Origin of the sequence: Burkholderia seminalis DSM 23518 (genome assembly GCF_902832885.1) — a bacterium.
Lineage (GTDB): Bacteria > Pseudomonadota > Gammaproteobacteria > Burkholderiales > Burkholderiaceae > Burkholderia > Burkholderia seminalis.
Genome location: NZ_CADFDK010000001.1, coordinates 944,057 through 956,792, shown reverse-complemented (window position 1 = coordinate 956,792; position 12,736 = coordinate 944,057). Strand labels below are relative to the sequence as shown.

The window sequence follows — 12,736 nt, the reverse complement described above, 5'->3', positions numbered from 1 at the left end:
GCGGGGGCCGCGCCGCTGATGAACGACTGGAGACTTGTAGATGAGCTTGCAAATCGGCGTGATCGGCTGCGGCGCGATCGGCCAGGACCACATCCGCAGACTGACCCGCACGCTGTCCGGCGCGCGCGTCGTGGCCGTCAACGACATCGACCCGCGGCAGGCGCGCGACGCGGTGACGAAGTACGGGCTCGACGCCGAGATCTACGGCGACGGCCACGAAGTGGTCGCGGCCGCCGACGTACAGGCCGTGCTCGTCACGTCGTGGGGGCCGACGCACGAAGCGTTCGTGCTCGACGCGATCGCGCACGGCAAGCCGGTGTTCTGCGAGAAGCCGCTGGCCGTCACGGCCGACGGTTGCATGCGGATCGTCGAAGCCGAGGTCGCGCACGGCAAGCGGCTCGTGCAGGTCGGCTTCATGCGGCCGTATGACGAAGGCTATCGCGCGCTCAAGCGCGTGATCGACAGCGGCGAGATCGGCGCACCGCTGATGCTGCATTGCGCGCATCGCAACCAGTCGGTCGGCGAGCGCTACACGACCGACATGGCGATCACCGACACGCTGATCCACGAACTCGACGTGCTGCGCTGGCTGCTGGGCGAGGACTACACGAGCGCGCAGGTCGTCTATCCGAAGAAGACGCGGCACGCGTCCGCGCATCTCGCCGATCCGCAGATCGTGCTGCTCGAAACCGCGAGCGGCGTGCGCATCGACGTCGAGATCTTCGTGAACTGCCAGTACGGCTACGACATCCAGTGCGAAGTGGTCGGCGAGCAGGGCATCGCGAAGCTGCCCGATCCGCCGGCCGTCGGGCTCAAGCACGCGGCGCGGCGGTCGGTCGAGATCATGACCGACTGGAAGGAGCGCTTCATCGCGTCGTACGACGTCGAGCTGCAGGCGTTCATCGACGGCGTGCGGCAGGGCGCGCTGACCGGGCCGTCCGCATGGGACGGCTACGCGGCGGCGGTCGCGGCCGATGCGTGCGTGCGGGCGCAGAAGAGCGGCGCGGTCGAACCGATCGCGATGGCCGGCCGTCCCGCGTTCTATCGCGGCTGACCCGCGGCTGACCTGACGGAGCGACCGACATGACGATGAAGATTGGCTGCGCGCCCTGCTGCTGGGGCGTCGACGACGTGAAGAACCCGCACCTGCCGCCGTGGCGGCACGTGCTCGCCGAAGCCGCGCAGGCCGGTTACTCGGGCATCGAGCTTGGGCCGTACGGCTACATCCCGCTCGAACTCGACGTGGTCAGCGCCGAACTCGAGCGGCAACGCTTGAGCATCACCGCCGGCACGATCTTCGACGATCTCGTGTCGCCGGAGAACCTGCCGAACCTGCTGCGCCAGACGCGCGACATCTGCGCGCTGATCACGCGGCTGCCCAGGCTGCCGACGCAGGACGGCCAGCGCTACGCGGCGCCGTACCTGGTCGTGATCGACTGGGGCCACGAAGTGCGCGACTACGCGGCCGGCCACGGCGATCGCGCGCCGCGGCTGTCCGCCGAGCACTGGGCGCGGATGGTCGACCATATCCGGCAGATCGCGACGATCGCGCGCGACGAGTTCGGCGTGCGCGCGGTGATCCATCCGCATGCGGGCGGCTACATCGAGTTCGCGGACGAGATCGACCGGATCGTCGCCGACATTCCGGCCGAGACGGCCGGCCTGTGTCTCGACACCGGCCACCTGCGTTACTCGGGCATGGACCCGGAAACCTGGCTGCGCCGCCATGCGGCGCGCCTCGACTACGTGCATTTCAAGGATATCGACGCGGCCGTGTACGACGCGGTGATGGGCGAGCACATCGCATTCTTCGCCGCCTGCGCACGCGGCGTGATGTGCCCGATCGGCACCGGCGTGCTCGATTACCGCGCGATCCGCCAGGCGCTCGACGAGATCGGCTACGCGGGTTACATCACGATCGAGCAGGAGCGCGACCCGCGCAACGCCGCCACGAGCCTGCGCGACGTCGCCGCGAGCCGCGCGTTTCTCGCGTCGGCCGGCTTTGCCTGACCCACTGAACCCGCACCAGGAACACCACCATCATGATTGACGGACAGATTCTGCTTGGACATTCGATTCACTGGGGCATGGTCGGCGGCGGGCTCGGCAGCCAGATCGGCTACAGCCACCGCTCGGCCGCGCTGCGTGACGGCAGCTTCCAGCTGGTTGCCGGCGCATTCGACCTCGATCCCGAACGCGGCCGCCAGTTCGGCGTGAAGCTCGGCGTCGCGGCCGAGCGCTGCTATCCCGACTACGCGACGATGTTCGACGCCGAGGCGCGGCGCCCGGACGGCATCCGCGCGGTGTCGATCGCGACGCCGAACAACACGCACTTCGCGATCTGCCGCGCCGCGCTGAACGCGGGGCTGCACGTGGTCTGCGAGAAGCCGCTGTGCTTCACGACCGAGGAGGCCGAGGCGCTGCAGCGGCTGTCGGTCGAGAAGAACCGGATCGTCGGCGTCGCGTACGGCTACTCGGGACACCAGATGATCGAGCAGGCGCGCGAGATGATCGCGCGCGGCGAGCTCGGCGAGATCCGCATCGTGCAGATGCAGTTCGCGCACGGCTTCCACAGCGAAGGCGTCGAGGCCGCGAGCGCGGCCGCGCGCTGGCGCGTCGACCCGAAGTTCGCGGGCCCGAGCTACGTGCTCGGCGACATCGGTACGCATCCGCTGTACATCTCCGAGGTGATGGCGCCGGAACTGAAGATCCGGCGGCTGATGTGTTCGCGGCAGAGCTTCGTGAAGAGCCGCGCGCCGCTCGAGGACAACGCGTTCACGATCATGGAGTACGACACCGGCGCGGTCGGCTACGTGTGGTCGAGCGCGGTGAACGCCGGCTCGATGCACGGCCAGAAGGTGCGCGTGATCGGCTCGAAGGCGAGCATCGAGTGGTGGGACGAGCATCCGAACCAGTTGCGCTACGAAGTGCAGGGCCAGCCCGCGCAGGTGCTCGATCGCGGGATGGGCTACCTGCATCCGCAGGCGCTGCACGAGGACCGCATCGGCGCCGGGCATCCGGAAGGGCTGTTCGAGGCATGGTCGAATCTCTACGCGCGGTTCGCGCGTGCGATGGATGCGGCCGATCGCGGCGACGCCGACGCGTTGAAGCAGATCCGTTATCCGGACGTTCACGCCGGCGTCGAGGGCGTACGCTGGGTCGAGCACTGCGTGCGCTCCGCCGACGCGGGCGGCGTGTGGGTCGACTATCGGTGAGCGGGGCGGGCCGGCCGCGCGGGCTGCGTCACGTGCGCACCGGCGGCCGGCCCCGGTACTCGGTACACGCCCTAATCTTTACGACGCCGCGAGCGCGTTGGACAATCGCTTCCAGCCTTGCCGTGGAGCGTGTGCAAGTGATGATCGAGCGCGTGGGAGCGAGCGTGCGGCGCGGGCCGTGCCGCAAACGTGATTAAATTCGCCCTTCATGCATGTATCCAGGTGAGTTCCGGGCCGCGTCCGCCAGCATCGCGCGCGCATCGGGGCCGTCAACTTCGCGCTATCCGATGAGTTCATCCGAGAAACCTCCCGCCACCGTCGAGCAGTTCCTGCAGCATCTGACGCAGGAGTACGACGGCCTCAGCAATCGCCTGAAGGTGATCGCGCGCCACGTGGAAACGCACCGGGACCAGCTGGGCCTGGAAGGCATCCAGTCGCTCGCGGAGGCGTGCGGCGTCCAGCCGTCGGCCGTCGTCCGCTTTGCGAAGCACTTCGGCTTCTCCGGCTTCTCCGAGATGCAGCGGCTGTTCCGCGAAGGGCTTGCGCAGCAGATCGCGCCCGGGCGTGCGTACAACCTGCGGCTGCGCGACGTGATCGAAGCGGGCTCGTCGAGCCTGCAGCCCGAACAGATCGCCGACGAATTCATCAAGGGCAGCATCGCGGGCATGCAGCAATTGCGGCAGACGCTCGATTCTCGGGCGCTCGCGCAGGCCGTCGACCTGCTCGCCGATACGCAGGCGATCTGGATTGCCGGCTCGCGGCGCGCGTTTCCGATCGCCGTGTATCTCGACTACGCGCTGCAGCACACCGACAAGCGCATCGGCCTCTTCAGCGCGCTCGGCAGCATGCATCTCGGGCAGATCCGCTCGGTGCGCGCGGGCGACGTGATGATCGTGATCTCGTTCATGCCGTATGCGGAGGAAACCGTCCAGGTCGCGCAGCAGGCCGTGCAGCGCGGCGCGCGCGTGATCGCGATCACCGACAGCCGGATGAGCCCGCTTGCGCGGGAGGCCGAGGTGACGCTGATGGTGCAGGACAGCGAGACGTTCGGTTTTCGTGCGCTGACGGCCACGATGGGTCTCGCGCAGAGCCTGTTCGTCGCGCTCGCGTACCGGCTCGAGCTGTCGTACCGGCCGACCGCCGACGGCGCGCACGGCACCAAGGCCGGCTGACGTGTTGCGGCGGCGCACCGCCCGCGATCTCGATCGGCGGGCGGCGCGCCGGCCGGCTTACTTCGCGGTCGGCATCGCGAATTCGGCGCCCTTGCCGATGCTCGACGACCAGCGCTGCATCACCGATTTCTGGCGCGTGTAGAAGCGCACGCCTTCCTCGCCGTACGCGTGCATGTCGCCGAACAGGCTCTTTTTCCAGCCGCCGAAGCCGTGCCACGCCATCGGTACCGGGATCGGCACGTTGATGCCGACCATGCCGACCTGGATGCGCTGCGCGAATTCGCGCGCGATGCCGCCGTCGCTCGTGAAGCACGACACGCCGTTGCCGAACTCGTGCGCATTGATCAGGTCGACCGCTTCGCCGAAATCCTTCACGCGCACGCAGCCGAGCACGGGCCCGAAGATTTCTTCCTTGTAGATCCGCATGCCGGGCGTTACGTGATCGAACAGCGTGCCGCCGGTGAAGAAGCCTGACTCGCGGCCCGGCACGCGCAGCCCGCGGCCGTCGACCACCAGTTGCGCGCCTTCGTTCACGCCTTGCTCGATATAACCCTCGATGCGCTTCAGCGCCTCGCCGGTGACGATCGGCCCCATCTCGACTTCCGGCGACATGCCGTCGCCGATCACCAGCTTGCGGGCGCGCTCGGCGATGGCCGGCACGATCCGGTCGGCCACGTCGCCGACCAGCACCGCGATGCTGATCGCCATGCAACGCTCGCCGGCCGAGCCGTACGCGGCGCCGATCAGCGCGTCGACGGCCTGCTCGAGGTTCGCATCGGGCATCACGACCAGATGGTTCTTCGCGCCGCCGAGCGCCTGCACGCGTTTGCCGGACTGCACCGCGCGCTGCTGGACGTAGGCCGCGATCGGCGTCGAGCCGACGAAGCTGACGGCCTGCACGTCGGGGTGGTCGAGCAGCGCGTCGACCGCGCCCTTGTCGCCCTGCACGACGTTGAATACGCCGGCCGGCAGCCCGGCCTGCGTGAGCAGGTCGGCGATGAACAGCGCGGCCGACGGGTCGCGCTCGCTCGGCTTCAGCACGAACGTGTTGCCCGTCGCGATCGCGACCGGGAACATCCAGCACGGCACCATGCACGGGAAGTTGAACGGCGTGATGCCCGCGACGACGCCGAGCGGCTGGCGCATCGTCCAGTTGTCGATGCCGGTGCTGACCTGGTCGGTGAAGTCGCCCTTCAGCAGTTGCGGCACGCCGCACGCGAATTCGATGATGTCGATGCCGCGCGCGACTTCGCCCTGCGCGTCGGAGAACACCTTGCCGTGCTCGGCCGTGATGATCGCCGCGAGCGTGTCGCGGTGTTCGTTCATCAGCTGCAGGAAGCGGTGCAGCACGCGTGCGCGGCGGATCGGCGGCGTCGCGGCCCAGGCCGGGAACGCGGCATGGGCCGACGCGACGGCCCGCTGCACTTCGCTGGCGTCGGCGAGCGCGACGCGGCGCACCGCGCGGCCGAGCGACGGATTGAGGACGTCCTGGAAGCGGCCGCTGCGGCCGGCCGCGGGCGCGCCGTCGACATAGTGGCCGACGTCGGCGTCGGACGTGTAGGCGGGAACCGGATTCATCGTGTCTCCTGGGGATGAGGGGGGAACAGGGCCCAGTCTAGGGAAACCGGCAGGGCGGGAGAAGGCCGCGAAACTTGATTCACTGTTCAGAATTCTGAATAATCGGCGAATGAATCAGCAAAATGTCCAGGCGCTCTGGCCGCACATCCATTCGCTGACGGTGCTGGCCGCGGCCGGCAGTTTCACGGCGGCCGCGCAGCGGCTCGGCATCAGCAAGGCCGCGATGAGCCAGCGCATCGCCGATCTCGAAAAGGCGGCCGGCGTGCCGCTCGTGCGCCGCACGACGCGCAGCGTGCGGCTCACCGATGCGGGCCAGACGCTCGTCGACAGCACGCGCGATGCGTTCGAGTCGATCGGGCAGCACTTCGCGCGCGTGAAGGACCTGGCCGGCGAGCCGCGCGGCCTGCTGCGCCTGACGGTGCCGGTCGCGCTCGGGCGCCAGCAGGTCGTGCCGCACCTGCCCGATTTCCTGCGGCAGCATCCGGGCGTGCAGATCGAGCTCGACCTGTCGGATCGGCTGCATTCGCTGACGCAGGAGGGTTTCGATCTCGCGATTCGCCATACGACCACCGCGCCGCAGACCCACGTCGCGTGGAAGCTGTGCGACACGCGCTCGCTGCTGGTCGCGAGCCGCGACTATCTCGATGCGCGCGGCGCGCCGCGCCATCCGAACGAACTCGTCGACCACAGCTGCCTGTGCTACCTGCGCGACCACGAGCCGGCCGCGTGGAGCTTCGAGCTGCACGGCCGGCGGCGCGAGCGCGTGAGCGTGCCCGTGCGCGGCAGTTTCGCGGCGAACAACAGCGAGGCGATGCGCGAGGCCGCGCTCGGCGGGCTCGGCATCGCGCTGCTGCCGGATTTCAGCGCGCGGCGCGATCTCGACGCCGGCCGGCTCGTCGCGCTGCTCGACGGCTGGCGGCCGTCGGGCGCGTTCGGCGACCACATCTTCGCGATCCGGCCGTACAGCCCGGTCGTGCCCAGCGCGGTGCGCGCGCTCGTGCGGCACCTGCGCGAACGGCTCGCGGGCGGCTTCGCGGGCGCGTGAGCCCGGCACCCGCGCGCGTCGCGCCGCGGGCGGGGCGGGCAGGCGCGGCGGCGCTGCGGTAAAATCGCGGCTTCCTCCCGCGCCGCCTGTGGCGCGTCATTCGAAGGTCGACATCCGATGCAGATTCACAAGGAAGTGGACGCGCGCGGGCTCAATTGCCCGTTGCCGATCCTGCGTGCCAAGAAAGCGCTCGCCGATATGGAAAGCGGGCAGATCCTCAAGGTGCTCGCGACCGACCCGGGCTCGCAGCGCGATTTCGCCGCGTTCGCGAAGCAGACGGGCAACGAGATCGTCGAATCGACGACGCAGGACAAGACCTTCGTATTCCTGATGCGCCGCCGCTGACGGCCCGCCTCGCCCGTGCCGCCGCGCCGGCCGGGCCTCTCTGACAATTCTTAAACCTCGTTGCGTGACGGGCTGCGTATACTGACCCGGCCGGTCGTCCGCTCCCAGCGACGCGCCGGCCACGGTACGTCGCAAGGCGGGCACGGGGGGCTTGCCTGACGCTACCGTCGTACAACGGGGAGAGGACATGTCCTTCAGACCAGGGACCCTTCGAAGTCCGTCCGGAGCGGAATGCATGGCGCCCGCACGCGCGTCGGAATTGAGCCGGATCGAGCTCGATCCGCGTCAGGATCGCCATGCGCGCGCCGCGCTGGAGGCTTATGCGGATTCGGCCGCGGCCGAGATGCCGTGGCTGGCCGAGTGGCTCGACGAACGGCTGCGCGATGCCGCGCAGGACGACGGCGCGGGCCTGACCTACTGCGGTGCGACGATCGAGCGCGTGTTCGATGTGGCGCAGGCGTGGGCGGCAGCCCAGCCCGACTACGCAGCGGTTGCGTGGGAGCGCGTGCGCGGCCAGCTGCAGCGGATGCTGGTTCAACCGCCGCTGTCCGAACGGCCGTCGCCACGCGCGCCGGCCGACGATGTTGCCCAGCCGGTGACCGGCATCGCGGGCGCGGATTAGGCGTCCGATTGCGCGACCGGAAGGATTATTCGAAGAAAGGACGGTAGTCCGCGCAATTTCTTGGCGAATTTCATACTACTATGATGAAATCGCCGGTTCGTCCGTGCCCCGTTTTTGAGATATTTGACCGGGGTCGCCGGTTTGCCCAGGCGGCGCGAACGGCCAACGACGGCTCGCCGGCCGATATCCGGACGCCGCGCACGTGGTGCGCGGCCGGGGTAGGCGCGGGAGTTGAATGGACGAATCGATTTCGATTTGCGGGGTGCTATGAGAATTGCTGTACTGGATGACGATCCGGCCCAGACGGATTTCGTCAGTCAAACGCTGACGGCCGTTGGCCACACATGCTACGCGTTCAAGGAAGGCAAGGCCCTGAAGAAGCGCCTGCAGCGCGAGACGTTCGATCTGCTGGTGCTCGACTGGAACGTGCCCGACATGTCCGGCGAGGAAGTGCTCAAGTGGGTGCGTGCGAACCAGACCGAGCACAGCCTGCCGATCATCTTCATGACGAGCCGCGACGACGAGGCGGGGATCACGCAGATCCTCAACGCCGGCGCCGACGACTACGTGGTCAAGCCCGTGTCCGGCCCGATCCTGCGCGCGCGCATCGGCTCGCTGCTGCGCCGCGCGTATCCGGTCAACGCCGAGGCCACCGTCCGCGAGTTCGATCAGTTCCGTTTCGACGTGAACCTGAAGCAGGCGTATGTCGGCGACAAGGCCGTGAGCCTCACGCAGAAGGAATTCGAGCTCGCGCTGCTGCTGTTCCAGCACCTCGACCGGCCGCTGTCGCGCGCGCACATCCTCGATCTCGTGTGGAAGCAGGCGACCGACATCCCGTCGCGCACGATGGACACGCACATCTCGATGCTGCGCACCAAGCTCGGCCTGCGGCCCGAGAACGGCTATCGCCTCGCGCCGATCTACGGCTACGGCTACCGGCTCGAACGGGTCGGCCAGGGAGAACCGGAGTGATGACGGGAATCACGCAGCGCACGGCGACCCTGCGCACGGCGGCGCTGCGCGCGGCCTGTGCGGTCGCGTGTGCGTTCGCCGCGCAGCACGCGGCGGCGCAGCCGCCCGCCGCCGCGGGCAAGACGGTTGTATACCGCACGCAGGCGGGCGACACGCTGTACGACGTCGCCGCGCGCTATCTGCAGGGCGCGGACGACTGGCAACTGCTCCAGCAGATCAACGGCGTGCCCGCGCCGAAGCACCTGCAGCCCGGCGTCGCGCTGAAGCTGCCGGTCGCGCGCCTGCGCAAGGAAAAGCTGACCGCACGCGTGATCGCGGTGCAGGGCACGGCCGAACGCGCGTCCGGCGGCGCTTTCACGGCGCTTGCAAACGACGCGACGCTCGCGGAAGGCGACCGCGTGCGCACGGGCCCGAACGGTTTCGTGACGATCGAGCTGGCCGATAGTACGCACATGAGCCTGCCGCCCGACAGCCAGCTCGACCTGAAGTCGCTGCGCCGCACCGTGCTGACCGGCACGCTCGATCGCGAGTTCGAACTCACGCGCGGCTCGGTCGACAGCGAAGTCACCCATTTGAAGAAACGCGACGACCGCTTCCAGATCCGCTCGCCGTCCGTCGTGGCCGGTGTGCGCGGCACGCGTTTTCGCGTGAACTACGACGCGGCCGGCAATGCGTCGACGCGGGTCGAAGTGCTCGACGGCACCGTCGGCGTCGCGGGTCACCGGCAGGCGGCCGACGCGACGCTCGTGCACGCGAATTTCGGCAGCGTGTCGACGGCGTCCGGCGCGGTCGGGGCGCCCGTCGAGCTGCTGGCCCCGCCCGCGCTCGCGCATCCGGACAAGGTGCAGGACGAGCCCGACGTCACGTTCGACGTCGCGCCGCTCGCGCAGGCACGCGGCTACCACGTCCAGCTCGCGCACGACGCGGGGTTGCTCGACCTGTTCCGCGAAACGCGCACCGATGCGCCGCGCGCGGTGTTTCGCGACGTGCCGAACGGCAACTACTTCCTGCGGATCGCCGCGATCGATGCGAACGGCCTCGAGGGGCTGCCGCGCACCTATGCGTTCGAGCGTCGCGTGATGGGGCTCGACGCGAGCGCGGCGCCCGGTGCCGGCGGCTACGCGTTCCGCTGGTCGCCGAACGGTTCGGGCAAGGATGCGCGCTACCGGTTCGTGCTGTCGCGCTCGAAGGACCTGAGCGCGCCGGTCGTCGACCAGGTCGGCCTGCAGGCGCGCCAGCTCACCGTCGCGCATCTGCCGCCGGGCGACTATTTCTGGGCCGTGACCGTCGAGGAGTTCGAAGGCGGCAAGTTCTACGAGAAGACCAGTCCGGTCAGCGCGTTCACGTTGTCGCGCTGACCCGCGGCGCATGAAACCCGATTCCGTGTCCCCGCGGCGGCGCCTCGGCCGCCGCTTCCTCATCGAATGGATCGCGATCGGCTGCCTCGGGATCGCGGTGATCCTCGCGTGCGCGCTCGGCCGCCTGTCGTCGAGCGTCGACGGGCTGATCTACGACCGGATGCTGATGCTGCGCAGCCTGCCGTTGTCGCCCGACGTCGTCGTCGTCGACATCGACAACCAGAGCGTGTCCGCGCTCGGCCGCTGGCCGTGGTCGCGCAACGTGCATGCGCGGCTGCTCGACACGCTGGCGCGCGCGCAGCCGGCCGCCGTCGTCTACGACGTGCTGTTCACCGAACCGTCGCCGGAGGATCGCGCGTTCGCGGACGCGATGAGCCGCGTGCCGACCTTCCTGCCCGTGCTGCTGAGCCCGGAGCAAGCGGACGGCACGCGCAGCGTCGATCCGCCGGTCGCCGCGCTCGCGGCGCGCGCGACGGGGCTCGGTCACATCAATCTCGAAGTCGATCGCGACGGCATCGTGCGCAGCGTGGCGCTGTTCGAAAGCGACGGCCGCGTGCGCTGGCCGCAACTGATGGTGCCCGTGTACCGCGCGATCCAGGCCGGCCGGCTGCATCCGGTCGGCGGCGTGCCGGGCGCGAACGCGCACGACCTGTCGCGCGATGCGGCCGGCGAGGGCCGCTATCTGATCCCGTTCAGCCGCAACACGCCGGCGTATCCGACGCTGTCGTTCGACGACGTGCTCGAAGGGCGCGTGAAACCCGATGCGCTGCGCGGCAAGATCGTCGTCGTCGGCGTGACGGCGTCCGGGCTGTACGACCGCTTCGCGACACCCGTGTCCGGCGAGTTCGGCCCGCTGGCCGGTGTGTACATCCATGCGAACGTGCTCGACATGCTGGCGACCGGCAGTGCGATCTCGCCCGCGTCGCGCGTGGGGTTGTTCGCCGCGTCGCTGCTGCCGCTCGCCGCGCTGCTCGGCGGTTTCCTGATGCTGTCGCCGTGGCGCGCGCTGTTGCTGACGATGAGTCTCGCCGCGCTTGCCGCGGTCGCGAGCCTGGCGCTGCTGTTCGAGGCGCGCATCTGGCTGACGCCGGCGCCGGCGATCTTCGGGCTGATCGCCGTCTACCCGATCTGGAACTGGCGGCGCCTGGAAATGACGATGTCGTACCTGCGCCGCGAGCTGCAGCGGCTCGCCGACGAGCCGCACCTGCTGCCCGAGGCGCCGCGCACGCGCAGCGTCGGCGGCGACGTGCTCGAGCGGCAGATGGCGCTGATGGCGCAGGCCGCGCAGCGTGTGCAGGACATGAAGCGCTTCGTGTGGGACAGCCTCGACAGCATGCCCGAGCCGATCTTCGTGACCGACCTCGCCGGCACCGTGCTGATCGCGAACCACGCGGCGAAGCGCTACGGGTCGCGGTTGTCGCTGCCGCTGCCGGAAGGGCGGCCGCTGCGCACCGCGCTCGGCGAGCTGACCTTCATGAAGACCGTCGACGGCAACGCCGAGCACGACGCGGCGATCCGCGAGCACTGGCCGGCCGCGCTCGACCCGACGCTCGAGGCCGAGCATGACGCGATGGCGCGCGGCATCGAGGTGCGCGATCGCGACGGCCTCGACCATCTGTTGCGCTACGCGGCCTGTACGAACGCGCAGGGCCGCGTGACGGGCTGGATCGCCGGCCTCGTCGACGTGACCGAGCTGCACGCGGCCGAGCGGCATCGCGAGGAAGCGCTGCACCTGCTGTCGCACGACATGCGCTCGCCGCAGGCGTCGATCCTCGCGCTCGTCGAGATCGAGCGCGACCGCGTCGACAGCGACGCGATGCGCGGGCTGCTCGCGCGGATCGAGCGTTATGCGCACCGCGCGCTGTCGCTCGCCGACGAGTTCGTGCAGTTGGCGCGCGCCGAGTCGCAGGCGTACCAGTTCGAGGTGACGAGTCTCGTCGACGTGCTGATCGACGCGAGCGACGAGGTGTGGCCGCAGGCGCAGGCGAAGCACATCCGCATCGACACCGAGGTCGGCACCGACATGTGCTGGGTGCGCGCCGACCGCTCGCTGATCACGCGCGCCTTCGTGAACCTGCTGAACAACGCGGTCAAATACAGTCCGTCCGACACCGTAATCACGTGTACGCTGACGGTCGAGCACGCATCGAAGCGGATGTTCTGTACGATTCGCGATCAGGGGTACGGCATTGCGCCGGAAGATCAGCGGCATCTGTTCGAGCGTTTCAAGCGATTCCATGCCGGCGAGCGGCCCGAGATCTCGGGTTCCGGGCTCGGCATGGCGTTCGTGAAGACGGTCGTCACGCGCCATGGGGGGCAGCGTGTCGGTCGACAGCGAAGTGGGTGTCGGCACCGCGGTGACGGTGTCGCTGCCCGCGATCGACGAGCCGTCCGCCTGACAGGGCCGGGCGCGACGGCAGGTATTTGGG

10 protein-coding genes and 1 pseudogene are annotated in these 12,736 nt (G+C 69.3%); 10 read left to right on the top strand and 1 reads right to left on the bottom strand.

Annotation, left to right across the window (positions count from 1 at the left end):
- Positions 1-40: 40 nt before the first annotated feature.
- The 4 genes from iolG to HWX00_RS04480 all read left to right on the top strand — a co-directional run bounded on the left by iolG (position 41) and on the right by HWX00_RS04480 (position 4,387).
- The gene (gene iolG / locus HWX00_RS04495) at positions 41-1,054 is read left to right on the top strand and encodes a bifunctional inositol 2-dehydrogenase/D-chiro-inositol 1-dehydrogenase (RefSeq protein WP_049036394.1); all 1,014 of its coding nucleotides are present in this window, start codon (positions 41-43) and stop codon (positions 1,052-1,054) included.
- A 29-nt stretch (positions 1,055-1,083) separates the two neighbouring features.
- Complete coding sequence (locus HWX00_RS04490; protein WP_175028004.1) at positions 1,084-2,010, top strand: TIM barrel protein; 927 nt, start codon at positions 1,084-1,086, stop codon at positions 2,008-2,010.
- A 32-nt stretch (positions 2,011-2,042) separates the two neighbouring features.
- Entirely contained in the window at positions 2,043-3,215 is a 1,173-nt protein-coding gene (locus tag HWX00_RS04485) for a Gfo/Idh/MocA family protein (protein WP_175028005.1), read from the top strand.
- A 287-nt stretch (positions 3,216-3,502) separates the two neighbouring features.
- Complete coding sequence (locus tag HWX00_RS04480; protein ID WP_034191176.1) at positions 3,503-4,387, top strand: MurR/RpiR family transcriptional regulator; 885 nt, start codon at positions 3,503-3,505, stop codon at positions 4,385-4,387.
- Positions 4,388-4,444: 57 nt separating this feature from the next.
- Here the strand turns inward: HWX00_RS04480 and HWX00_RS04475 are convergent, their stop codons facing one another.
- The gene (locus tag HWX00_RS04475; protein ID WP_034191175.1) at positions 4,445-5,965 is read right to left on the bottom strand and encodes a CoA-acylating methylmalonate-semialdehyde dehydrogenase; all 1,521 of its coding nucleotides are present in this window, start codon (positions 5,963-5,965) and stop codon (positions 4,445-4,447) included.
- A 109-nt stretch (positions 5,966-6,074) separates the two neighbouring features.
- Between HWX00_RS04475 and HWX00_RS04470 the strand changes: the two genes are divergently transcribed.
- The 6 genes and pseudogenes from HWX00_RS04470 to HWX00_RS04445 all read left to right on the top strand — a co-directional run bounded on the left by HWX00_RS04470 (position 6,075) and on the right by HWX00_RS04445 (position 12,706).
- Positions 6,075-7,010: a LysR family transcriptional regulator gene (locus HWX00_RS04470; protein WP_034191174.1), complete on the top strand. Its 936-nt coding sequence runs from the start codon at positions 6,075-6,077 to the stop codon at positions 7,008-7,010.
- A gap of 117 nt (positions 7,011-7,127) precedes the next feature.
- Positions 7,128-7,355: a sulfurtransferase TusA family protein gene (locus tag HWX00_RS04465; RefSeq protein ID WP_006402122.1), complete on the top strand. Its 228-nt coding sequence runs from the start codon at positions 7,128-7,130 to the stop codon at positions 7,353-7,355.
- A 187-nt stretch (positions 7,356-7,542) separates the two neighbouring features.
- Positions 7,543-7,977, top strand: a complete 435-nt coding sequence (locus HWX00_RS04460; RefSeq protein ID WP_175028006.1) for a peptidase — start codon at positions 7,543-7,545, stop codon at positions 7,975-7,977.
- Between the two features lie 267 nt (positions 7,978-8,244).
- A complete protein-coding gene (locus HWX00_RS04455; protein WP_006490421.1) occupies positions 8,245-8,949 on the top strand; it encodes a response regulator transcription factor in 705 nt (234 codons plus the stop codon).
- Positions 8,946-10,307 (top strand): FecR family protein, encoded by a 1,362-nt coding sequence (locus HWX00_RS04450; RefSeq protein WP_175028007.1) that lies wholly within the window; start codon positions 8,946-8,948, stop codon positions 10,305-10,307. Before HWX00_RS04455 ends, HWX00_RS04450 begins: the two co-directional genes overlap by 4 nt.
- Before the next feature lie 10 nt (positions 10,308-10,317).
- A pseudogene (locus tag HWX00_RS04445) lies at positions 10,318-12,706 on the top strand (CHASE2 domain-containing protein).
- Positions 12,707-12,736 lie beyond the last annotated feature (30 nt).